This window comes from Frankia sp. R82 (assembly GCF_023716925.1).
Taxonomy (GTDB): Bacteria; Actinomycetota; Actinomycetes; order Frankiales; family Frankiaceae; genus Frankia.
Window position 1 is genome coordinate 1 of the sequence record NZ_JAMQQG010000297.1, and the last position, 22,838, is coordinate 22,838.

20 protein-coding genes and 4 pseudogenes are annotated in these 22,838 nt (G+C 69.1%); 16 read left to right on the forward strand and 8 right to left on the reverse strand.

Annotated features, from left to right (window positions below; translation table 11 throughout):
• Positions 1 to 233 precede the first annotated feature (233 nt).
• Positions 234 to 1,220, reverse strand: coding sequence for an NAD(P)H-binding protein (locus ND747_RS23485; RefSeq protein WP_308204680.1), 987 nt, complete (start codon positions 1,218 to 1,220; stop codon positions 234 to 236).
• A gap of 52 nt (positions 1,221 to 1,272) precedes the next feature.
• Between ND747_RS23485 and ND747_RS29905 the strand changes: the two genes are divergently transcribed.
• Positions 1,273 to 1,998 (forward strand): helix-turn-helix transcriptional regulator, encoded by a 726-nt coding sequence (locus ND747_RS29905; RefSeq protein WP_251736358.1) that lies wholly within the window; start codon positions 1,273 to 1,275, stop codon positions 1,996 to 1,998.
• Between the two features lie 555 nt (positions 1,999 to 2,553).
• On the opposite strand, the pseudogene ND747_RS29515 reads toward ND747_RS29905, so the two are convergent.
• Positions 2,554 to 2,712: pseudogene (locus ND747_RS29515) on the reverse strand (DUF86 domain-containing protein); the annotation flags it as partial.
• Positions 2,713 to 3,228: 516 nt separating this feature from the next.
• Positions 3,229 to 3,927 (reverse strand): TetR/AcrR family transcriptional regulator, encoded by a 699-nt coding sequence (locus ND747_RS23495; protein ID WP_251736359.1) that lies wholly within the window; start codon positions 3,925 to 3,927, stop codon positions 3,229 to 3,231.
• A gap of 119 nt (positions 3,928 to 4,046) precedes the next feature.
• Here ND747_RS23495 and ND747_RS23500 point away from each other — a divergent pair, with 119 nt between their 5' ends.
• From ND747_RS23500 to ND747_RS23510, 3 genes are all read left to right on the forward strand, one after another.
• Complete coding sequence (locus ND747_RS23500) at positions 4,047 to 4,904, forward strand: NAD(P)H-binding protein (RefSeq protein WP_374216309.1); 858 nt, start codon at positions 4,047 to 4,049, stop codon at positions 4,902 to 4,904.
• 488 nt (positions 4,905 to 5,392) lie between these two features.
• On the forward strand, positions 5,393 to 5,755 hold the full coding sequence (locus ND747_RS23505; RefSeq protein WP_251736361.1) for a type II toxin-antitoxin system RelE/ParE family toxin: 363 nt from the start codon (positions 5,393 to 5,395) through the stop codon (positions 5,753 to 5,755).
• Positions 5,752 to 6,078, forward strand: a complete 327-nt coding sequence (locus tag ND747_RS23510) for an XRE family transcriptional regulator (RefSeq protein WP_251736362.1) — start codon at positions 5,752 to 5,754, stop codon at positions 6,076 to 6,078. The genes ND747_RS23505 and ND747_RS23510 overlap by 4 nt, the downstream gene beginning before the upstream one ends.
• 187 nt (positions 6,079 to 6,265) lie before the next feature.
• Here ND747_RS23510 and ND747_RS23515 read toward each other — a convergent pair.
• The 3 genes and pseudogenes from ND747_RS23515 to ND747_RS23525 all read right to left on the reverse strand — a co-directional run bounded on the left by ND747_RS23515 (position 6,266) and on the right by ND747_RS23525 (position 7,693).
• A pseudogene (locus ND747_RS23515) lies at positions 6,266 to 6,978 on the reverse strand (IS6 family transposase).
• Between the two features lie 155 nt (positions 6,979 to 7,133).
• On the reverse strand, positions 7,134 to 7,415 hold the full coding sequence (locus ND747_RS23520) for a type II toxin-antitoxin system RelE/ParE family toxin (RefSeq protein ID WP_251736363.1): 282 nt from the start codon (positions 7,413 to 7,415) through the stop codon (positions 7,134 to 7,136).
• On the reverse strand, positions 7,412 to 7,693 hold the full coding sequence (locus tag ND747_RS23525; protein ID WP_251736364.1) for a type II toxin-antitoxin system Phd/YefM family antitoxin: 282 nt from the start codon (positions 7,691 to 7,693) through the stop codon (positions 7,412 to 7,414). Before ND747_RS23525 ends, ND747_RS23520 begins: the two co-directional genes overlap by 4 nt.
• 103 nt (positions 7,694 to 7,796) lie before the next feature.
• Here ND747_RS23525 and ND747_RS30235 point away from each other — a divergent pair.
• Positions 7,797 to 8,073: pseudogene (locus ND747_RS30235) on the forward strand (aldehyde dehydrogenase family protein); the annotation flags it as partial.
• Here the strand turns inward: ND747_RS30235 and ND747_RS23530 are convergent.
• Positions 8,043 to 8,918 (reverse strand): SDR family oxidoreductase, encoded by an 876-nt coding sequence (locus tag ND747_RS23530; protein ID WP_251736365.1) that lies wholly within the window; start codon positions 8,916 to 8,918, stop codon positions 8,043 to 8,045. The pseudogene ND747_RS30235 and the gene ND747_RS23530 overlap by 31 nt on opposite strands.
• Positions 8,919 to 9,005: 87 nt before the next feature.
• On the opposite strand from ND747_RS23530, the gene ND747_RS23535 reads away from it, so the two are divergent.
• The gene (locus tag ND747_RS23535) at positions 9,006 to 9,581 is read left to right on the forward strand and encodes a TetR/AcrR family transcriptional regulator (protein ID WP_374216308.1); all 576 of its coding nucleotides are present in this window, start codon (positions 9,006 to 9,008) and stop codon (positions 9,579 to 9,581) included.
• Positions 9,582 to 9,713: 132 nt separating this feature from the next.
• Positions 9,714 to 10,021 (forward strand): annotated as a pseudogene (locus ND747_RS23540) (DDE-type integrase/transposase/recombinase); the annotation flags it as partial.
• Here ND747_RS23540 and ND747_RS23545 read toward each other — a convergent pair.
• Complete coding sequence (locus tag ND747_RS23545) at positions 10,002 to 10,427, reverse strand: universal stress protein (protein WP_251736367.1); 426 nt, start codon at positions 10,425 to 10,427, stop codon at positions 10,002 to 10,004. The pseudogene ND747_RS23540 and the gene ND747_RS23545 sit on opposite strands and share 20 nt — an antisense overlap.
• Before the next feature lie 684 nt (positions 10,428 to 11,111).
• On the opposite strand from ND747_RS23545, the gene ND747_RS23550 reads away from it, so the two are divergent.
• The 9 genes from ND747_RS23550 to ND747_RS23590 all read left to right on the forward strand — a co-directional run bounded on the left by ND747_RS23550 (position 11,112) and on the right by ND747_RS23590 (position 22,838).
• Positions 11,112 to 11,360, forward strand: a complete 249-nt coding sequence (locus ND747_RS23550; protein WP_251736368.1) for a hypothetical protein — start codon at positions 11,112 to 11,114, stop codon at positions 11,358 to 11,360.
• 305 nt (positions 11,361 to 11,665) lie between these two features.
• Positions 11,666 to 11,863, forward strand: coding sequence for a hypothetical protein (locus tag ND747_RS23555; protein WP_251736369.1), 198 nt, complete (start codon positions 11,666 to 11,668; stop codon positions 11,861 to 11,863).
• Positions 11,832 to 12,266, forward strand: coding sequence for a hypothetical protein (locus tag ND747_RS23560; RefSeq protein WP_251736370.1), 435 nt, complete (start codon positions 11,832 to 11,834; stop codon positions 12,264 to 12,266). Before ND747_RS23555 ends, ND747_RS23560 begins: the two co-directional genes overlap by 32 nt.
• Before the next feature lie 689 nt (positions 12,267 to 12,955).
• Positions 12,956 to 14,026: a hypothetical protein gene (locus ND747_RS23565; protein ID WP_251736371.1), complete on the forward strand. Its 1,071-nt coding sequence runs from the start codon at positions 12,956 to 12,958 to the stop codon at positions 14,024 to 14,026.
• Positions 14,027 to 14,626: 600 nt separating this feature from the next.
• Positions 14,627 to 17,854, forward strand: coding sequence for a beta-propeller fold lactonase family protein (locus ND747_RS23570; RefSeq protein ID WP_251736372.1), 3,228 nt, complete (start codon positions 14,627 to 14,629; stop codon positions 17,852 to 17,854).
• A gap of 416 nt (positions 17,855 to 18,270) precedes the next feature.
• Positions 18,271 to 18,918, forward strand: coding sequence for a sulfotransferase family protein (locus ND747_RS23575; RefSeq protein WP_251736383.1), 648 nt, complete (start codon positions 18,271 to 18,273; stop codon positions 18,916 to 18,918).
• Positions 18,919 to 19,489: 571 nt separating this feature from the next.
• On the forward strand, positions 19,490 to 20,617 hold the full coding sequence (locus ND747_RS23580) for a sulfotransferase (RefSeq protein WP_251736373.1): 1,128 nt from the start codon (positions 19,490 to 19,492) through the stop codon (positions 20,615 to 20,617).
• Between the two features lie 31 nt (positions 20,618 to 20,648).
• Positions 20,649 to 21,896, forward strand: a complete 1,248-nt coding sequence (locus ND747_RS23585) for a pyridoxal phosphate-dependent aminotransferase family protein (RefSeq protein ID WP_251736374.1) — start codon at positions 20,649 to 20,651, stop codon at positions 21,894 to 21,896.
• Between the two features lie 42 nt (positions 21,897 to 21,938).
• On the forward strand, positions 21,939 to 22,838 hold the full coding sequence (locus tag ND747_RS23590) for an SDR family NAD(P)-dependent oxidoreductase (RefSeq protein WP_251736375.1): 900 nt from the start codon (positions 21,939 to 21,941) through the stop codon (positions 22,836 to 22,838).

Below are 22,838 nucleotides of genomic sequence, written 5' to 3' on the forward strand. Positions count from 1 at the left end.
GGATGATCCGTCGTCCCGCGCGCTCGGCTGGCGGTGCTGACCGGAGACGGCACGGGCCTCGGGCGCGCTGGGAGTCGCCCTCCACCGTCATGCGTCGAGAGGTTCAGGGCCCGACCGCCGCCGGCGGAGGATCATGTGGGCCGTCTGTCGCTCGGACGCGGATCGCCCGTTCGAGAAGGGCCGCGGAGCGGGACCGAGTTCGTTGTGGTCGCTTCTCTGCGATAACGGGAGCCCTACGGGTGTCCCGCATCGGCGCCGAATGCCGTGCGGTGGTGGTGAGCCCAGGCGCGGAACGCGTGGGCCGGGTGGCCGAGGATGCGTTCGACATCGTTGGTGAGGACGGCGTTACCGCCGTCCCGGACGAGCTGGTAGCCGTCGACGGCGGAGTCCGCGATGGACGGATCGAATCCGGCGTGGACCAGCTGCTGGCGGACCGCATGGGGAGGCACGTCAACCGTTGTGATGGTTCGTCCGAGCTCGGCGGCGAGCTGGGCGACCTGGTCGGGAACGCTGAGAAGCTCGGGGCCGGTCAGGGTGTGGGTCGCGCCGTCGTGCTCGTCGGTCAGCAGGGCCTCGACCGCGACCGCCGCCACGTCGCGGGGATCGACAACGCCCTGGGCGCCCGTCCCGGTCATGTTGGGAACCGGGTTGCCGGCTCGGATCGCGTCCGCCCAGGACAGCGTGTTGGAGGCGAACGCGCTGGGCCGCAGCGCGGACCAGGTCAGCCCGCTGGCGACCAGCGCCTGTTCGCCGGCACGGTGCCTGGGCGAGGGCAGATCGTCGGCGTCATCTGCCTTCCCGCCGATGGCGGACAGCTTGACCACCTTCCGGACGCCGTAGGCACGGGCCGCTTCGATCATGGCCAGGTCATGATCAGCGACCGAACCGCCAGAACCTGGCGTGGTCAGCAGGAAGACGCTTTCAACACCGGCGACCGCGCTGTGGAGCGAGTCAGCGCGTTCGAAGTCGGCCTGCACGACATCGATCAGCGTGCCATCAGGAACACGGAGACGGGCCGGTTCTCGCGTCATCGCCCGAATCCGAGCGCCTCGGCCGACCAGGAGGCGCAGCACCTCGCGACCGACGGTGCCGGTCGCACCAGTAATCAAGATCATGGGGCCATCGTGGTGGCGACGGACCGCGGTTTCTAGGAAATTCCGGCACACCGGTACAGGAGTTGACCTGCGAGAAGCCCCGTCCCCAGCGACTACTGTGGTCATGGTGGATAGGCGGCTGCCCGTGTCTGAGGCTGCCCGCCCGTGGGTCGGGCGGGTGAGCGTCGCGACCTATTCCAGCGAGGTTGACCCATACCCGTTTATTCACGCTCCCGATCCGGCAACCACCCTCGTGTGGCGGCGAACGGAGGACGGCGACGGCGCCCTGCGAGTCCTCGGGCCCCGCACCCGGGCCGCCTACCACCCGAGCAAGGCCATCCCTCTGTGCATCCAGGTGCGGATCACCATCGGCTTCGTGCCGACGGTGTTCGGGATCGCCGCGCGCGACCTGGTCGACCGAGCCCTGCCCCTCCACGAGCTGTGGGACAGGTCAGCCGACCAGCTCACGGACAAGCTGGCGGGGATCGGCGACGACCCGGCGCGCGCCGCGGCGGTCCTGATGGCAACGCTGGACTCGCGGGTCAGGGACGCCGAGCCGGATGGGTATTCGCGAGCCACCCTGGTTCAGGCGGCAGCTGTCAAGCTCTCGACCGGCAACAGCGGCGCACCGGCAACTGTCAGCGACGTAGCCCGCCAGGTCGGTGTCAGCGAAAGGCATCTGCGTAGCCTCTTCGCGCAGACCGTCGGACTCCCGCCCAAGCAGTTCGCCCGTCTCAACCGGATTCGCGCGGTCCTCGAGCGTACCGGTCACCAGCCGTGGGGCCGCCTGGCCAGCGACGCCGGCTACTACGACCAGTCCCACATGACCGCGGATTTTCACCACGTCATGCGGGTGACGCCGGGTCAGTTCGCCGCTGGGAAGCTCCCCGTCGTGCCGTGCTGAGGACAGCTCGACCCCTCGTTCACCAACACCGCTCCTCGACTGGCTCATATGGGTGGCGCGGCATCTGGCTGGAACTGCCCTGGAGGGAGACCCGCCACCGAGCGTCCGTCCTCGCCCGGAGCCACAGACCTCGTCGTCGTCGCCCCGGGCCGCTCGCGAGCCGGAGGTACGCGATGCGGGGCCGCCAACGACCCGTCCATCGACACTCAGGACCTTCATCGTCAATCTTGATCAGCGCCGGTCGACACCTCGTGAACGTGACGCCACCATTACGGAGATCGGTAATTCTGGCACGAAAACCACCGAACACCCAGGTCAAGCGGCATACGACACCCACCCAAGGCTCGACTGGTGGACCCCGTGTACCAGCATCCGAACCGTTCGATCATGGTGGTTAGCCCTGAAATCGCTGTCCGGCCGGTCGCCACACGTGCCCTGAACAGGGACGATGCTCGATGACCGCGCCGACCGGTACATCGTCTACCGAGTAGAACAAGCGTTCCGAACACCTGGCGGTCCGGGCACTTCCGGGCCGCCACGCAACCGTGATCGTGGTCAGTGCGGCTGGTCGAGTTGGCTGGCGACGAGCGGGAACTCGGCCTTGAGGAGCACCATCAGTTGTTCCTGGAGCTCGCGCAGCGCGGTCGTGGCGATGCGCCACACAATCGACCAGTCGACCTCGAAATATGCGTGAACGGCGATGTTGCGGAAGCCCGTGACGGACCGCTACGGCACGTCGGGCCAGCACGCGCGGATCTCGATCGCCGAGGGGCAGCTCGGCGGTGTATGTGAAACTCATCGAAGCGCGGGGTTCCCTGGGGTTGATCTTTGGTCGGAGCAACCTTCCTATCGGAGCCCCGCGCCTTCGTCGTCCCAGCCCCAGGGACACTCACACTCCGTAACGGTCACCGAACGTCACAAGTCGTTGCCGGGAATGGCTCACTGACCACCATGCGAACCACTACCCGATGCTGCGCGGCCAGTGATCAGCGTCGCAGGTGCGGGCGCCGGGACCGATCACTGCGCAGACATGTCGTCGTTAGCCGGCTGACCGCCCAACACACCGGTGCGCGCACCGACCGTCACGACGGTGTCAGCGGAAACGTAACCTGGCAGCCTCTTCGCCGCGCTGACACCGGTCCACCCCGGCGGGGCGGCTCCCTTCGCCGCTGGTCGTCGCTCCAGCGGGCTGGCGGTCTCGGTGTGCCCGTCAGGGTGCGCAGGCGGCGGTCATCTCTCGCGCGCGGCAATGGCGCGGTCCAGCCACTCGACGACGAGTTGGCGTTCGGCGGCGCTGAGGGCGTCGATCGTGGGCGCGACGGCCCGGAACGCGACCATCACGCTGAGTTCGGATTGCTGGTCTGCGGAGATCGGATCCGTGAGAATCTGCGCCAGGACCGCGTCGTACAGGGCGGCGGCAAGTCCGGGGTCGCGTTCGTCCGCGGTGGTCGCGAGCAGTGTCTGGATGGCGCCGACGGCGGCCGCCACGATGAGGTCGCCGGCGCGCCGCTCGCTGACCTTTAGCCGGCCGGTGGCCGCGACGCGCCGGACGCGCGCGGCGAGGACGTCGCGTCCGGCGCGGGCCGCTGCCGATCCTCGGACGCGATCAGGGTCACCGAGCAGCCAGAACAGGCTGGGGTTGGCGAGGCCGAAGGCGATTTGGGCATCCCAGCCGGCCCGCAGATCCTCCAGCGGATCGACACCGGCGGCCCGGGCGCTCTGCACGACGGCGGCCTTGCCGGCGACGTAGCTGGTCATGACGTGTTCGGCGACCGCCTCGATCAGACCGTCCTTGTCACCGAAGAGCCGATAGATCGCCGGGGCCTGGACGCCCGCGGCCTCGGCGACGCCGCGCGTGGTGACGGCCGCCGGTCCACTCTCGCGGAGCAGGCGGGCCGCGACCTCGACGACGCGGCTGCGGGTGTCCATGCGATCTCGTCCGACCTCGACCATGAAATCAACGATATCTCGAACTTGCTATCAACGATAAATCGCTGATACCGTTTCTCCGATATCGATGATACCGCGAGTACGACGGAAGGATCATGCTGATCGTCGTCACCGGAGCCACGGGCGCACTCAACGGCGCCACCGCCGACCACCTCCTCGCCCGCCTCCCCGCCAGCGAGCTCGCCGTCGTCACACGAGACCCGGCCAGGGCGCAGAGATTCGCCGACAACGGGGTGCAGGTACGCAAGGGCGACTACGCACGCCCCGACTCGCTGCCCGCCGCCTTCGACGGCGCCGACCAACTGCTCCTCGTGTCGTCCAACGACCCCACGGCCGACGCGGTGTCACTGCACCGCGCGGCGATCGATGCCGCGGCCGCGGTCGGTGTCGGCCGCATCCTGTACACAAGCCACCAAGGCGCCCACCCCGACAGCCCGTTCGGCCCCGGCCGCGACCACGCGCTCACCGAACAGGCGCTCGCCGACTCGGGCGTGCCCTGGACCGGCCTGCGCAACGGCTTCTACATGCACAGCCTCGCCTGGCTGCTCGGACCATGGCGCGAGACCGGCGTCATCTGCATCCCGGGCGACGGGCCCGTGTCCTGGACCGCGCGTGCCGACGCAGCCGAGGCTGCCGCCGTCATCATCACCTCCGACGGCACCTATGACGGGCCGGTGACGCTGACCTCCAACGCGGCACCCACCTTCACCGAGATCGCCGAGATCGCCAGCGAGGTCGTCGGCCGCACCATCCACCTGCGGCTCCTCGACTCGGACACCTGGGTGGCCAGGCAGGTCGAAGCCGGGCAACCCGAACCCGTCGCACGATTCACCCTCGGCATGTACCAGGCGGCGCAGAGCGGCTACTTTGCCGGCACCGACCCACTGGTCACCGAACTCCTCGGCCGCCAGCCACGAGCAGTCCGCGACGAACTCGCCGCACCCTCCGGCCACTGATCAGGTCACAGCACGACTCGATCGTCTCAAACGGACCGGTCTCCACCGGACCCGGGGCGGTTCACCGGTCCGCGTTGGAGCCGTCCGCAAGGTAGAGACGAACGGCGTGAACGACGGGCAGCCCGACCGCCCGGAACCCCGACACGACCCGGGCAATGGTCGGCACCAGTGCGTCGGTCCCGGGAACGGCATGCGGTGAGGATCCAAGACTGAAGTCGTTCTAGACATCGATGACGAGCAGTGCCGGCCGGTCCAACGAAGACGATTCGGCCACGGGACACTCCCTTCGATCCAGTGAAGGACATGTGCACCTTGGGGTGAGCTCATCGTGGTCCACCCGCCATGAGGCCGATCAGCCTGTGTCGCGGCCTGGTCGACTCGTCGCCGGCAGAGCGGCCCGAGGGAGACTGGAGCACCGCGACTGGCCTGCGCATCAGCGGGATAGCAGTACACTCAGGTACTGAACCCTAGGCCCCGAAGGGGATGTCGTGACCTACCGCCTCGAGATCGTCAGCGAGGTCCGGGAGTGGCTGCATGACCTACGTCGAACGGACCGGAACACTGCGATCCTCGTCGGTCAGGCCGTGACCGCTCTTCTCGACGAGGGTCCGAGTCTGGGGCGGCCGCTTGTCGACCGGATCAAGGGCTCACGCCTGCACAACCTCAAGGAGCTCAGGCCCGCCTCGAGTGGCGCCAGCGAGGTCCGGATCCTGTTCGTCTTCGATCCCGAGCGCCGCGCGGTCCTGCTCGTCGCCGGAGACAAGGCCGGGCAGTGGTCGGCCTGGTATGACAGGGCGATCCCGCTGGCCGAAGCCCGCTACGCCCTCCATCTCAAGGAGCGTGACGCATGAGCACCGCCCACGGGTATGACAGAGACGGCTTCCTGAAAGAGTTCTTCCCCGAGGAAGGCGACCGCCGCGAGGTCGAGGCGGGAGCGGGGCGGCTCGTGGCGGAGAACCGCGCCCATCGGCTCGCCGAGATGCGCCGGCGTCTGGGTCTCACCCAGGCCGACGTCGCCGATCGCATGCACGTTCGGCAGGAACGTGTCTCCGCCATCGAGCGGGCCAACGTCGATGCCAGTGAGCTGCGCACCCTGGCCGCCTACGTCACAGCGCTCGGGGGACACCTGGAGATCATCGCGGACTTCGGTGGAGAACGGCTCGTCATCGGCTGAAAGCGGCCAACCCGACCGGCCCCCACGCACGATCACGGTGGGCGGGCGCGCCGTCCCTCTGGAATCACCAGGTACATGGAACATCCGTTCGATTCTTTAGATGATGTTTTGGTGCCCGCGGTCATCGAGCATGGCACTGTTGCGTTACGGGGAAGCTGGGCATGCCAGCGGCCGGAGCGTCTGCTGGTCAGACGGCTGCGGCGAGTTCGGCGAACGCGGCTGCCAGCCTCAGCTCCGGGTCGGTGTCGATCGCGAGTTCGTCGTGGCCGCGGCGGATGTTCTGCACCAGGGCGTGTCCGGCGCTGACGGTCTGGACGCACCGCAGGCGTTACAGCCCGCGCATCGGCCGGAGCCGTGCTTTCCACCGGCCATGGTCGGCTTCAAGGCGGTTGTTCTCTCGGGCGGCGTCGACGTGGCAGGCCTCGGGCAGGAGCTCGTCGAGGACCCGCGGGTAGACCGCGGCCTTGTCGGTCGTGACCTCGACCGGGCGGCGTTCATGCGTCAGTGCTCGGACGAAGAATCGCCGGGCGGCGGCCTGGTCGCGTCGTGCGCTGGCCAGGAGGTCGATGACCTGTCCGTGCTGGTCGACGGCCCGGTAGAGACGGGTCCACCGGCCGGAGACCTTGACGTAGGTTTCGTCGACGAACCACCTCCCGCCGGGCCGGTGCCGGCACGGCCGGGCCGCCTCTCTGCCAGCCGGGGTGTGAAGCGCTGCACCCACCGGTAGATCGTGACGTGATCGACCTCGAGGCCGCGTTCGGCGAGCAGCTCCTCGACATCCCGGTACGACAACGAGAACCGCAGGTATCACCGCACCGGCAGGAGGATCACCCCGGGTGGAAACCGGAACCCGGCGAACTCCGACGCCAGAAGCGGTGGACAGGCACGACGTCGACGCATCATTCGATCATGACCGATCGACGGCCGCGGAACGGCGGGCTCCGCTGAACCGCACCAGCACCAGTTCTCCTCGTTCGCGGGCGGAGACGCTCCATGGCGTTCTCGTCGTACGATTCGGCAAGGTTGATCGAACCTCAGGCCGTACCTGTCATCGTTCAGCGGTGGTACACGTCCCGGCGGTGGTCGATATCGACGACGGTCACGTCCATGGTCTTGTCGTCGACGCGGTAGATGATCCGGTAGGTTCCGCGCCGGGCACTGAACCGGTCGTCGAGCGGCGGCATCAGCCGTTTGCCGACTCGATAGGGGGCGTCGAGAAGCGGGCCGGCGATGAACTCGTACGCGGCCGTGGCGACCGGTTCCGACAGGGGCTCGCCGAGTGCGCGGCGGACCGTCGGCGTGGTCCGCAGGGTGTAGGGCCCGGCCGATCCGGTCATGCGGTGCCGCGTCGGCGCCGCATCGTCTCGGCCAGCTCGTCCACGGTGACCTCTTCGCCGCGTGCGAGCTCCGCGTCGGACTGCGCGAGCCGGCGCATCGTGGCCGGATCGCTGAGGATCGCGAGTGTCTCCTCAAGCTGTTTGAGGTCCTCGACGGCCACGAGCACGGCCGACGGATGGCCGTGGACAGTGACGGTCACCCGCTCATGATGGTCGTGCACGCGGCCGACGAGTTCGGACAGGTGCGACTTCACCTCACCCAACGGCAACGTCGTCATGACCAGAAATATGACCAAACCTGGCGGCGATGTCGACCGTAGGCCAGACCTTGCAGGGTCGAGCCGACTGGAGCGTCCCGGGGGCTGAGGCCACCGTTCCAGGTCGCTGACCGGCTCGATCTTCGCCACCGACCGCCGGGCGACCGACTGGGCGTCGCACGTGCTGCGCTTCGCCGCCGGCAACTTCTACGTCAACGACAAGTCCACGGATGCGGTCGTCGGCCAGCAGCCGTTCGGGGGGCCCGGGCCAGCGGCACCAACGACAGGGCCGGCTCGGCGCGCAACCCACTGCGCTGGGTGTCGCCGCGCACGATCAAGGAGAGACGTTCGTGCGGCCGACCGGCCACCGCTATCCGCACATGGACCGACTGTCGAAGTAATGGCCCTGCTGGAGATCTTCCAGCAGCGCTGGCCCGGTCGGCTCCCAGCCCAGCAGTCGGCGGGTCTCGGCGTTGTCCATCGTCATGTTCATCGCGATGAAGGCGAACCGTGACGCGAAGTGCTCGGCCGGTACGCTCTGCGCCGGTACGCCCAGCCCCTGCCCGATGGCCTCGGCGATCTCGCGCACCGGCACACCAGCCTCCGCCGCCGCCACGAGGAACGCGCCGGCCGGGGCCTTCTCCAATGCCAGCCGGTACAGCCGGGCGACGTCCAGTGTGTGCCCGGCCGGCCAGCGGTTGTCGCCGTCGCCGGCGTAGCCGGACACGCCGGTGTCGCGAGCGATCTTGATCAGCTGCGGGACGAAGCCGTGCCGATCCTGGTCGCTGTGGGTAACCGGTGGGACCGCCACGAGGATGGTGCGTACGCCACGCTCGGTCAGCTTGTTGATCTCGCGGGTGACTGCCGAGCGCGGGTTCGCGTTCACCACCGGGTCGCCCGTGGGCCGTACACCGATGCCGACGAGTGTCTTGCCGGTGCCGGCCAGCGCCTCGCCGAACACCTTGATGACGCCGAGGTCGGTAGTGACCGCCCCCTGGAAGTCGCCGGCCATCACCGAGGTGTGGTCGAACGCGAGGTGCACGATCGCGTCGGCGGCGCGGGCGGCGTCGACCAGACCGGCCGGTTGGCGGAGGTCGCCCCGGTGGACGTCGGCGCCAAGCGCCTCGACGGTCGCCGCTGACGCGTCGGATCGGGCCAGGCCCACGACGTTGTGGCCGCCCTGGATCAGTTCGGTGACGACGGCCGAGCCGATGTGGCCGGCGGCGCCGGTGACGAAGACACGCATGAGCACTGCTCCTCAGCTGATTGATGTTACCGAGTCACATCACACTAGCATGGTGATGCGACTCGGTAACATCACTACACTGGCCGCATGGCTCGGTGGGCGCCGAACGCGCGAATGCGACTGGTGGAGGCCGCCGTCGACCTCTTCACCGAGCAGGGGTATGACGCGACGACGGTCAGCCAGATCGCCGAGCGGGCTGGCGGGCTGACCAGGACGACGTTCTTCCGGCACTTCGCCGATAAGCGTGAGGTGCTCTTCGCCGGTCAGGACGTGCATCGCCAGGTGCTTGCCGACGCGATCGCCGCCGCGCCCGATTCGGCCACGCCGCTGGAGATGGTGGCGTCCGCCCTCGACGCGCTCACCGGCTGGTTCGGTGACGATCGGCGCGAGTTCAGCACCCGGGTCCGGGCGATCATGGATGCCAACAGCGAGCTGCGGGAGCGCGCCGTGTTCAAGCGGGTCGCGCTGGCCCAGTCGGTGACCGACGCGCTGCACGAGCGGGGGGTACCGGATCCCGCCGCCGGGCTCGCCGCCGACCTCTGCGTCCGCGCGTTTTTCGAAGCGTACGAGCGGTGGGCCGATCCGGCCGGTCCGGCGTCGTTCACCGATACGGCTCGGCAGGCGTTCGACGAGCTGCGGACCGCGCTGGCGACGCTTTCCTAGGCCAGACGGACTCCGGGCCTGAGCGCCCCGGCACTGATCCGACGGTGCGTGGACATCAGGTGCCTCGTCCGAGCTGGTGACGGGTGCGGGCCTCGGTCGGCGGATAGCCACCGGCAAGCGGCGGGCGTGGAGTCGAGCGGGCGCCGGCCGGCCGAGGCCACCACCGACAGGGCCCCTGGCTACCCAGGACTCCTCGACGAGCTACTCCCGAGGCCTGCCACGTCGACGCCGCGCGGAAGAACAACCGGATCGAAACCGATCACGGCCGCCTGAAAGCCCGGCTCCGGCCCATGCGCGGCCTGAAACGGCTGCGCTTCGTCCAGACAATCAGCGCAGGGCACGCCTTCGTCCACAACATCCGCCGTGGCCACTACGAACTCGCTGGCGGCGCCGACCCGGTGGGCATATCGCACAGCCTCCTCAGTGGGTGTGCGCGATGAGGATGTCGCAGGGGGCGTGATGGGCGACGTCCGCTGCGATGCTGCCCAGGACTCGGGTGACGCCTTGGACGCGTTTGTTGCCGACCACGATGATGCTCGCCCCGAGCTCCTCGGCGACACTGACGAGCACGTCGGCCGGCTTGCCGAACTCCGAGCGAGCAGTGGCCGTCAGGCCGGCGAGGTCGGCCGGGAGATCTTCGATCGCCTGTTCGGCCATCTTCAGTGCGGCATCGCTCGCGGACAGGTCGAGTTCATCGCCGGGCCGGCCCACCTGCAACCGGTCGGTTGAGCTGAAGGCACTCACGACGATCAGCTCATGCCCGAGGGCGAAGGCGAGCGCCGCCGCTCTGGCCGCGGCTTTGCTCGCCGTGTCACTTCCATCGACGCCGACAACAATTTTGCCCATCTCGCACCTCTCATGGCCTGCGCGCAAGTGTGACGGTAGCCGTGCCCGGCATGACGTACCGTCCGTGCTGGTTGGTTACCCAGTCTCGATTCCGCCGACGCTATCGCCGTTCTGGTCGAGGTGCTTGCCGGTCACTCGTCCACTCGGCCGGACGACGTCAGAAAGGGTGATGTGGAAGAGGTACTGCCCGTGAACGCGCGGGAGAGTGCCGGCGTCGCCCATCCAGTTCGTGAGCGACTGCCGTACGCACCGGCGCCTGGGATCCACGCCCGAGTGTCCCGGCGCTGGTCCGACGGTGCGCGGAGGCCGGGCGCCTCGCCGTCGTCCGAGCTGGAGACGGCGGCGTCGACACCGCGCGGACCTTCGTCGTCGACCGGGCTGGCCTGGACCCCGCCGGCGGGACCTCGGAAGCACGGACCGGCAGTTCCCAACCGCGCTGGCCCGCACATCATCCGGCCGCGGAGTGGCACCACATGACATCTACCGCGGAGGGCATCCGCAGCTGCGGTTAGGCGGGATTTGGCCGCCATCGGTGTGGGATTGGCCTCGCGGGATGACCACGACACACCATATGCCCGTGCGGCCTGACACCCCGGGAGGCGCGTGACTCGGGTCCACGGGGCTGCGTAAGGATTTTCCTCGCACGAATCAAACCGATCTCTTCCCTGTCCCAAGGAGGCTCCCTTGACCGACACGAACACCTACGCGTTCGTCGACGCTGACACCCTCGATGTCCGGATCATCCGTGGTGAGGCTGACACGGAGGGCACCATCGTCGGCCGCCTCGACGCCGCCGGCCTCCCCGCCCTCAGCGAGGCCGCCGACAAGCTGCTCGCGACCCTCGGCGTCCGCTCCGTCAGCGACTGGCGCGATGTTGAGGGTGGCCTGTTCGCCGTCGTCGAGGAGACCACGGCGGTGCCGACGGCCGGCTGACCGGCGACCATGAGTGCCCCGGCCCGGATCCAGGCCGGGGCACTCGTCGCCCGGATATGGCGGTGGGGGCCGGCGGGTGCGATCGGGCGGCGAGCGGGATGTCCGCCGGGACTTCGAACCCGAGGCGGGTATGGCGGGGGCCTGTGCGGGATCGTCGACAACGGCACTGAGCCGGACCGGAACGCCGCGCCGCTGAGCGGCCCGAAGGGCCCGTCATGTCCCCGAGGCGATAGTGCGGATCACCGAGGAGCTTGGGATCGGCTCCTACGTCACGACACGCACGCCGGACGCCGACGGTCAGCCTTATGGGCAGCTCGGCTGCCTCGCCCAACCACCCGAACCCCTGGCCGCACGACCGCGATCACACATTCGTGGTCCTCGCGGCCGAGTTCCTGCGCGACGCGGTCATCGACCTGAAACGCGTGTGGGAGGCGCGGGGCCGGGTGTCACGGGCGGTCTGCGAGGTCGTCGATGACGGCGGTCCGAAGATTGCTTTCCGGTGATCATCCGGTTGGCGACCGGCGCCGTGGTCGGCGTGGCGGCGCTGTCACGTTTCCCCCTTTCTGCGACGGCCGGGCCTGCAACACCGAGGACTGGTTCGCGGCCGCCAGGGTCGTCGGCCTGGGCGCCAACCTGGAGATGGCCGCGATCCACAATGCCCTGCCGGCCCTGTCCGATCTTCCCGACGACGTGACGCTCGCGATCAGCGCCTCCTCCGGCGCGGTCGTCGAGAAGCTGCTCGAGGTCGCCTGCTCCCTGCCCGATCGTGGCCGCCCCGTCGTGGAGATCACCGAACACGAGTACTGCGCCGCCCGCTCCGGCTTCCTCCTGACAGGGGGACTCAACCGGTGCCCGGGGATGCGGACCCTTCGGTGCGGTGACGAACCACCGCACCACGGTGGATGATGTTCTGGCGGGCGTGCTTCTGACGCCTGAGATCGCCGGGGCGGCGTTGGTCGACCTGGCCCGGGCCGGCACAGCCACCGTCGTGCCCGAGCATCTGCTCACCGCCGAGGGCCTGCGAGAACTGCCGCGAGCCGATGCGGCCGGTAGAGGCGACGAACCGGTGCGTCAGGAACCGCCCGGTATGCGAACCACGTGTTCGATTCGTCAGGTGATGTTCCTGGGGCGGGCGCCCTGTGGTTCGAGCCGGCGGACGACGGTGTCCCGGCGGGTGCCGTGGCCGTGTGTGGCGGCGTGCCAGAGTTTGCCAACTCGAACCCAATATCTCCCACGTTTTCTAAACGTACGGTCTCTTTTGTCGCGACACAATGACCGCGATCATCACAACCGGGTCCATGGCCGGCCCTGTCGCGTTCGTGGCGATCTCCGCCGGGCGACTGTTCAACCGGGCGCGCGGACATCCGAGACGGTCCGACCGCATGATCGAGAATGGTTCCGGCTCCTGGTCCTTCTTGACACGGAGCGGCGTAAGGACTAAAAGTTCGACGTGGATGCGGCTTGATAAGCGCTGATGCGGCCGCATCTGCGGACCTTGTGCAGCGTCGCACAACCTGCGTTTCCCCCTCGGACATGGTTCTTCTGGTGTGCATGGGCGCATCTGCCCGCATCACACCCCTGACGCTAAGGTTGACGTGAGAGCACATCTGTTCGTGCGTGCGCGCACAGCGGGAACCGGCCTCATCCTGGGTGCCGCGCTGGCCGTGGCCATACCGACTGCGGCCTACGCCAACACCGTGGCCGTCACGGTGAAGACACCCGGGGCTACCAGCGGCCCCTCGACCGCGAACTCCGAGATCTCGACCCACGCGGACTGCAGTAGCGGCCTGATCTCCGGTGGTGGAATCAACCAGGCCACCGGTACCGGCAACGGCAACCATGTGATGGGTACCTCGCCCAGCTCGAACGGTACCTCCGAGTACACCGGTTCCACCGGGGTCGTCGGCACCGACGTGACCCACTGGCTCGGGATCGGTGGAAGTGGTGGCCAGGCTTCCAGCTCCTTCTCCACGACCCCCTTCGCGGTGTGCTTCACCAGCACTCTGATCAATCACACCCAGGTGGTCATGAACAAGGTCAACGCACCCACCACGGCGACGACGGTGGGTCGGGTCACGGCCACCTGCCCGGCGAACACGATCCTGCTCGGCGGCGGTGCGCGGGCCACTCCGGCCAGCGCCGGTGACGTCAAGCCGATCGCCAGTTTTCCGACCTTCAACAACTCGGCGCATGACTTCGGTCTGAAGGCCGCGGCCGACGGCGAGACCAATCCCGACTCCTGGACCGCGGTCGGGTGGGCCAACGGCACCAACAGCACCACCGAGACCTATGCCTACGCGATCTGCAGCGGAAGCGGCATCAACATCAGTGGTGTCACCGTGAAGGTGCACTACAGCGAGGCGAGTGGTCCGACCACGGGAAGCACGGGCCAGAAGGTGACGGTCAACTGCCCCAGCGGGGACGGGAAACTGATCAGCGGGGGTGCCGCCATCAGCGGAGGCAGCGTGACCACGACCGACTTCGCCGGACCGGGCTCGGGCGGCGACCACCTCAACGGAAGCTTCCCCAGCGACTCGAGCGGTAATCCGGTCAGCGACGGGACCACCGCGGCGGCGTACTGGACTGCCTTCACCCACACGGGGGGCATGAGCTCACCGAGCACCTACTCCGACGCCTGGGCGCTGTGCGCCAACGACGGCGTCTGAGGACACACCCGACCTCGTGGTCCGCGGGCGGGCCCGGCACCGAAGCACGGCCCGCCCGAAACGTTGTCGCCTGAGGGCACCCGCGGTTCCGTAGCCGTGGAAAGGGCTCGTCCGACGACCTGAAACGGCTCCGCGCCGGGCAGCCGGCGCCGTGTCGGACCAGCGCCGTGTTGGACCAGCGCCGTGTCGGACCGACGCCGTGTCGGACCGACGATGTCCCAGCGAGGAACGCGGTGCACCGATCGGACCGCACCGTGTGCATACCCGGCTGGACGGAGCCGGCAGGTCGCGCGTTTTCGTCGCGTTCGTCGACGGATCTGGAAAAAAACAATTCTGGGCCCTGGAGTCTTGTTTCGGGGTGCATAGCTAAGAGGGTGCTTGAACGTGGCAGGTTTGTTTGATTCGCGAACACGCTGTCGGCGGGGGCGCAACGTCCTGCGACATCGTCATGTCGTCGCGTGGTCTGGTTCGGTGCTCGGCATGGTGCTCAGTCTGGGACTGGCCGGCTGCGAGCCCGCTTCGCCGTCGCCGTGTGGGAAGTCGGGTGTCCTCAGCGGGACGACGTGTACCTACAACACGGTCGGGTCGGATACCTTCACGATGCCCACAGGTGCACGGTGGGTTCAGATCACGGCGGTCGGCGCCCAGGGTGGCCACTATTTCGTCGCCGGTGACGCCGCGCATGGCGGCTCGCCGGTGGGGGATATCACCGGCCGCGCCGGTGGGGGCGGCGGCCAGGCATCCGGCACGGTCACGGGTCTGCCGTCGGGCCGGGTACTGCAGGTCGATGTCGCCGGTAAGGGCGCTGACGGCACTGCCGCCAGCCGCTCGGGTGGAAAGAACAACGGGCCGTCCGGCGGGCAGGGCGCCGGGGGAGGGTTCGGCGGCTCCAACGGTGGTGTGGCCGGCGGTAAGGGCGACGCCGGCGGATCCGCTGGTGGAACCGCGAGTAACAACGGTGGCAACGGCTCCGGCGGCGGCGGCTCCTCGGATGTGCGGATCGCTACTGCTGGCTGCGCGGCACTGACGTGTGGTCTGGCGGATCGGGCGCTGGTCGGCGCGGGCGGCGGCGGCGGTGGCGGCACCGGGGGTCAGGGCTACGCGCTGCCCGGCGGGGGCGGCGCCGGTGGCGGTGCTTCCGGCGCTTCGGGTGGTGCCCTCGTCGATGGTGGCCATCCGGGGGCGCCTGGGGCCGGTGGCAGCCAGACCGTGGGCGGGGCCGCGGGCCTCAACCCCGGACGGCATGCGACGCCGCCTCCCCCCGATCCCAACGATCCGCGCTTCGGCGGTGACGGCACGGATGGCGCCGTCGGTAAGGGCGGCGTCGGAGGGGTGGGAAACCAGGCCTGCCTCGGTGAGCACAACCCGCCCTGCCGCAACCCTGATGACACGGATTCGGGCGGTGGCGCCGGTGGTGGTGGCGGCGGCGGGTACTTCGGTGGCGGTGGCGGCTCGGGCGGTGGTGGCACCAGCATCGGTGGTGGTGGCGCGGGTGCCGGTGGCGGTGGGGGCAGCTCCTTCACGTCCGCCGCAGTGACCTCCGCTGTTCTGACCACCGGTGTCAACACCGGGACCATCAACAACGGGAACGGCCAGGTCACCATCTCCTGGGGTACCTCCGCGTCGCCCAGCCCCACGCCGTCGACCAGTCCCTCTGCGTCGCCGACATCGTCGACCTCGCCGACCGCGACTCCGACATCGGGGCCGACGCAGGGCCCTGGCACGAAGCCGGCCCCGGCCACCGCATATGTGATCAACAACTTCGGTAACACGGTGACCCCGATTGACGTGACCACCAATACTGCGGGCGCCCCGATCCCGGTCGGAGCGAGCCCCCGGGGGCTTACGGTCACGCCCGACGGCAAAACCGTCTATGTGACGAACCGGGCCGACAACACGGTGACGCCCATTGATGTGGCCACCAACACGCCCGGCACTCCGATCCCGGTCGGCCAGTTCCCGTTCGGGGTCGCCGTGACTCCCAATGGCAGGACCGCCTACGTCGTGGACAACGCCAGCGATGACGTGACGCCGATCGACGTCGCCACGGGCACTCCCGGCGCCCGTATTCCGGTGGGTGACGATGCGCACGGCATCGTGATCACGCCCGATGGTCGGACCGCCTACGTCGCCAACGCGGCAAGCAACACGGTGACGCCGATCGACGTGGCCACCAACACCGCTGGCACGCCGATCCCCGCCGGGAACAACCCGCAGTGGGTTGTGATCACACCCGACGGAAAGACGGTGTACGTCACCGACAACGCCAACGCTGCCAGTGCCACGGTGACGCCGATCGACGTGGCCACCAACACTCCCGGAAAACCCATTCCGGTCAGTGACCGCCCGGTCGGCATCGCGATCACGCCCGATGGAAAGACCGTGTACGTCACCAACGAGCGCGACAACGTGGTGACGCCGATCGACGTGGCCACCAACACCCCCGGCGCCACTGTTGCGACGGGGGGCGTCGAGCCGTTCGCCATCGCGGTGACACCGGACGGCGTGGCCGCCTACGCGGTCAACCGCGACAGCAACTCGGTGACGCCGATCGACGTGGCCACCAACACCCCTGGGAGCCCCGTCTCCGTCGGTGACCGACCGGTGGGGATCGCGATCGCCCCGGCACGGACCGCACCACCAGCCGGGCCGGTGTGTGGAAGCACCGGTGCACAGTCCGGTACGACGACGATGACCTGCACCTATCACACGGTCGGATCGGACACCTTCACCGTGCCCGCAGGTGTGGGCTCGGTCGAGATCACGGTGACCGGCGCCCAGGGTGGGCATTACTTCATCGCTGGTGACGCGGCACACCCGTCCCCGGCGGGGGACATCACCGGGCGTCCCGGCGGCAGCGGTGGCCGGGCATCCGGCACCCTGACGGGTCTGACCGGTGGCCAGGTCCTGCAGGTGGACGTGGCGGGTAAGGGCGCTGATGGAACCGGGGCATCACGCTCGGGCGGAATGAGTAACGGCCCGTCCGGCGGATCGGGAGCACTCGGCGGGTTCGGTGGATCCAACGTCGGCGTGCCAGGTGGGTCCGGTGACGCCGCCGGCGCGAACGGTGGAACCGCGTTCAACGGCGGTAACGGCTCCGGTGGTGGTGGCTCCTCCGACGTCCGTCTGGCCACGGCAGGGTGTGCCGCACGTGCCTGTCAGCTGTCCACCCGGGTGCTGGTCGCCGGCGGTGGCGGCGGTGCCGGCGGTGTCGGCGGTCAGGGCAACGCGCTCGGCGGGGCCGGGGGCGACGCCGGTGCCGACGGTGGGGCGCTCGTGGACGGTGGCAACGCCGGAGTCCCGGGCAAGGCCGGCACCCAGACCGTCGCCGGCACCGGAGGGCTGAACGCGTGCCGTCATGGTGCGGGAAACCCCCCGGTGAGTGACCCGTCGACCGATCCGCGCTGCGGCGGCGACGGTACTGACGGCACTTCCGGGACCGGCGGGACCGGCGGGGCCGGGAACCTGCCCTGCACCGGGACACGCACCCCGGCCTGCGCGGACCCGAACGCGACCACGTCCGGTGGTGGCGCCGGTGGTGGCGCGGGTGGCGGCTACTTCGGCGGGGGTGGTGGCGCCGGTGGTGGCGGCACCTTCGGCGGCTATGGTGGCGCCGGTGGTGGAGGCGCTGGTGGGAGTTCGTTCGCCGCGTCGAGCATCGTGAACCCGGCTCTGACAAGCGGGGTCAACTCCGGCAGCGTCAACGGCGGCAACGGAGAGGTCACGATCACCTGGACCTCTGCTGGAACCTCGGCTCCGGTGCCGGCCCCGAGCCCGGCCCCGACTCCCGAGCCGTCCCCCACGCCCGCGCTGGCCACGAAGCCCTGACCAGACGTAGGACAGACCCGCAGAAGTAACGCTCCACAACAGGCCAGGGCCCCGCGCTCGGCCCGGCGGCTGACACAGCCGCCGGGCCGAGCTGGCGGCCCGGCGGTGCCGTGCCCGGTGTGGCTGCCCGCGCTCGTCGCGGCTGGGCACTGGCCGGTGCGCATCGTCAGCAGCGGCGACCCGCTCCCCGCGAGCGCGGGCATTTCGCCTGTGGCGGCAGCGATCGCCCTGCTGGCCGCCGGCTTATACCCGACACCGCCCCAACGATGGGCGTCGTTCGCGCCAGTGGCAGGTGTCAGCCTGTGGTCTCGTTGTAATCTCCGTCTGGCCACTCATGGCCACCATTCCCTCTGGAAAGCCAATGGGAAGCCGGTTACGTTGATTTCTCCGTCTACCGAGGAGAAGCATTGCTCGACGTGATCGGCGCTGGTTTCGGCCGCACCGGGACTCTTTCGCTCAAAGCGGCGTTGGAAAGGCTCGGGTACGGTCCCTGCCATCACATGGACGAGGTCCTCGCGCACCGCGACACCATTTCTGACTGGACCCGGGCCGCCGACGGCGGGCCCGTGACCTGGGACTCTCTGTATGAGGGGTACCGCTCGACGGTCGACTGGCCGGGGGCGAGGTTCTGGCGGGAACTTGCCGCCCACTACCCGTCGGCGCGGGTCATCCTGACCGTCCGCGACCCCGAGAAGTGGTACGACAGCGTACGGAACACGCTGTTCCGCGCTATTTCCACTACTCCGGTCGGAATAAACGAGGAAGCGCTGCGGGTCATCACGATGATGAAGCGGATCGTATGGGACGGCGCGTTCGAGGGCCGTTTCGCCGACCGGGAGCACACCCTCGCGGTCTTCGCCGAGCATCTCGCCGCGGTGCAACGCGAGATCCCGGCCGAACGCCTGCTGGTCCTCGACGTCGCGCAGGGCTGGGAGCCGCTGTGCGAGTTCCTCGGCGTCGCGGTCCCCGACGAGCCGTTCCCCCAGGCCAACGACCAGGACACGTTCGCCGCGAAGCACCGCGAGCGCATCGCGGCGGCCCTGCGCAAGCCCGCCCTTCTCTGACACCCCTGACACCGCGGCCGGTCGCGTCGTCAAACGGTCCCGGGACAACAGCCTCCGCAGCAGGAAGCACAACGAGCCCGCCTCGATCTGCCACCCGGCCCCGCCACGTTCCGGCTCCCCTCACTCGCCCACGCGCCGCGTGATCAACCAGAATTACTAAGATCGAAAACAGGTAAATGGCATCGACCTCCTGGTCAGGGCCGGTGCGGCGATCAGTCATGATCCATCCGACCCGGTCGGATAACGTGAGCTGTCGATGTTCACGGCCGACGCATCGACAGACGGGCAGTTCAGATGCCCGATTCGGTGGTTCGAGCCCCAGGCGGCAACGTCCTGCCGTGGGTTTTGGCTGCGTATACCGGCCACCCTGAGTGAGCCGACACCGGATCCCGGAGAATACAGCGACGCGCCGGTCCGTCCGGTGACAGGTGAGCACAGTGGATTGGTCCATCGTGGCTGCAAATCGGTTCGGCGCGCCGGTTGCCTGCATTCTCGGCGCCTGCGAACATGGTCCGTGACTGATCGTCGCTTTTCGAGGAACGGCCACCGGTGAATAACGGGAGCGTCCGAAGTGGACACGATCGGAACAGTCAGTGACATTCACGCCGCCGCCACGGCCCTGACCGGGCTCACCGATTTCGGCCCACCCGACTATCATGAGGGGCTTGATGTCATCCTGGCCGCCTACCAGGACGAGGCCGACCTTACTCCGCTCGGCGTCGCGATGGCCCGCGACGAGTTGCGCGACATTCTGGTGGCCCGGCTGTTCAGCGAGGCCGGCTGGCAACGCTATCCGGAGTACGCCGAGGTTCCGGTCGAGCGGCCGGTGTTCATCGTCGGCATGCCCCGCACGGGCACGACCACGTTGCACCGGCTGCTGACCGCCGATCCGGCCCACCAGGGCCTGGAACTGTGGCTGGGTGCGGCCCCGCAGCCCCGCCCGCCGCTTCCGACCTGGCCGAACGACCCGATCTTCCAGCTCGTCCAGGGGGCGATCCACGGATTCCTGGAGCGGAACCCGGGCTATCTCGGCATTCACAACCGGGACGCGGCGAAGGTCGAGGAATGCTGGCTGCTGACCCGTCAGTCGATGCTGTCGGCCTTCTTCGAGTTCACCGGGCACGTGCCGACCTACTCGAACTGGCTGGTGAAGCAGGACTGGACCGCCGCCTACGCGCGTCATCGGCGCAACCTGCAGCTGATCGGGCTGCCCACGCCCGGTCGGACCTGGGTGCTCAAGTACTCCGGCCATCTGCTGTGCCTGGACGCCCTGCTGGCCACCTATCCGGACGCGCTGATCGTGCACACCCACCGCCGCCCGGCCAGCACCGTGCTCGGCTCGGCCTGCAGCATGGTGAGCAGGCTCGCGGCGGGCAAGTCCACCAGTTTCCACGGCGACGCCATCGGCCCGGCCCTGCTGGAGCTGGCCGAGCGCGCCCTGACCCGCTTCGCGGCGGACCGTGCCCGCCACGACCAGGCCCACTTCCACGACGTGGAGTTCGACGAGTTCACCGCCGACCCCCACGATGTCGTCGCCGGGATCTACGCCCGCCTCGGCCGCCCGGTGCCCGAGCCCGCCCGCGCCGCCATGGCCGAGGTACTCGCCGAGGACGACCGACTGCGGTCGCACCGTTACGACCTGGCCGAGTTCGGCGTCACCGCCGAACAGACCGACGCCCGCCTCGCGACTCTGCTCTGACCGCCCACCACACCGAACCGAGGAGATCCCGATGACCACGACGGCGCCCTCGGGAACGACGGACACGGCACTGTCTCGCTGGGGCTTCTCCGAGTGGGTCGCGCGAACCCGCCAGACCGGCGAGTTCATCGACACCCCTGAGCTGGACGGGGTCAACGACGCGGTCATCAGCGTCGACGGCCGCCCGGTGGTCAACTTCGCCGGCATCGGCATCCTGGGCTGGCAGCACGACCCGGAGGTCCGCCGGGTCTTCGCCACCGCGGCGGCCGAGTACGGCCTGGTCGTCGGCGGTTCGCGGCTGGTCCAGGGCCTGTCCCGGCCGCACCTGGAGCTCGAGACGCTCGTGGCCGAGCTCACCGGCCAGGACAGGGCGCTCACCTTCGCCACCGGTCTGTTGGCCAACCTCGGTTTCGTCCACGCGATGAGGGCCCGGTTCTCGTTCGCCGGCGAACCCGGGGTGAACAACGCCGACATGGTCCTGGTGCTCGACCGGGACAGCCACTGGAGCGTGTGGAAGGCCGCCGACGGGTTCAGGTACGGGCGCAACCTGTTTGCCTTCCCGCACAACGACGTCGCGGCGCTGCGAACTCTGCTGGCCGAGCTTGGCGACCGGCAGGTCGTGGTCGGCTTCGAGACGGTCTACTCGTCCGACGGCTCGATGGCCCCGGTGGGTGCGATCCTGGATGCCTGCGAGGAGTTCGGGGCGATCAGTTTCGTCGACGACGCCAACGGCTTCATGGCCTACGGAAACGGAGGCCACCGGTTCGCCGAAGAATACGAGGCGCTACGCCGTGCCACCTTCCGGATGGTGTCGTTCGGAAAGGCCGTCGGACTTTCTGGCGGCGCCATCGCCGGGCCGGCGGACGCCATTGACGCCTTCCGTTTCCTGTCGGGCACGTCGATTTTCACGACGAACATCCAGCCGCCGACCGCCCAGGCCGTCACGTACGTGCTCGAGCGGATGCGCCGCGACCCGTCGCTGATGGAGCGCTATCTCGACCGGATCGACCGGCTGCGCGGACGCCTGGCCGCGATCGGGTGCTCCATCAATCCCACGCCGACCTTCGTCACCTCGATAGCCATCGGTTCCAACGAAACGGCCGTACGGGTGCGTCGGGACTTTCTCGAGCGCGGCTACCTGGTGCCGATCTTCGTCTATCCGGCGGTCCGGAAGAACGAGGCGGTCATCCGCCTGCTCGTGAACGATCGGCTGTCCGACGAGCAGCTCGACGGCTTCGTCGACACGCTGGCCGAACTCCGGACGATCCACGGCTTCTGACACCGCCCGGCCCGCCGCGGGCCGGCCCGAACGAGGGGCATCATGGATTCCCAGTCACCGGATTCCCCGTCTCTGGCCGGGACGGCCGCTCGGCCCGTCACCCGGCCGACATCTCGGCCGGTCGCCCTGGTCACCGGGTGTTCGAGCGGCATCGGCGTGCGCTGTGTCCCGGCGCTGGTCCGGCGGGGGTTCCACGTCGTCGCCACCCTGCGCGACCTGAGCCGCCGCGCCGTGCTCGACGAGGTCACCGACGAGCACGTCACGGTGCTTCGGCTGGACGTGACCGACCAGCGGACGATCGACGAGGCCGTCGCCGCCGTCCTGGCCGCGACCGGCCGTATCGACGTACTGGTCAACAACGCGGGGACGGCGCCGCCGAACTTCGTCGAGGAGGCACCGCTCGCGCAGTGGCGATCGGTGTTCGAGACCAACCTGTTCGGCCAGGTCGCGGTGACCAACGCCGTTCTGCCCACGATGCGGGCACAGGGGCGGGGCCGGGTGGTGATGGTCTCCAGCGTCGGCGGGCGGGCGCCGACGCCACTGCTCGGCGTCTACTGCGCCTCGAAGTTCGCCCTCGAGGGGTACGCCGAGACGCTACGCCTGGAACTGCGACATTCGGGCATCGATGTCGCGCTGGTCGAACCGGGCTCCTACCGGACGCGTATCTACGACACGCCGCTGCTGCACGCGCCCGTCCCCGTCGAGTCGCCCTATGCGGACGACTTTGTCCGGCTGCGCGCGTTCTACCGCGACTACATCGCCCATCACCTGCGCGACCCCGACGAGGTCGCGGAACTGGTCGCGGCCCTCGCCGCCCGGCCGCGTCAGCGCCTGCGCCATCCGGTCGGCACCGACGCCTGGATCAAGCTCGCGCTGCACGCCCTGCTTCCCTGGCCGGCCTACGAGCGGCTGACCCGGCGACTGATCGGCCTGCGACCGTAG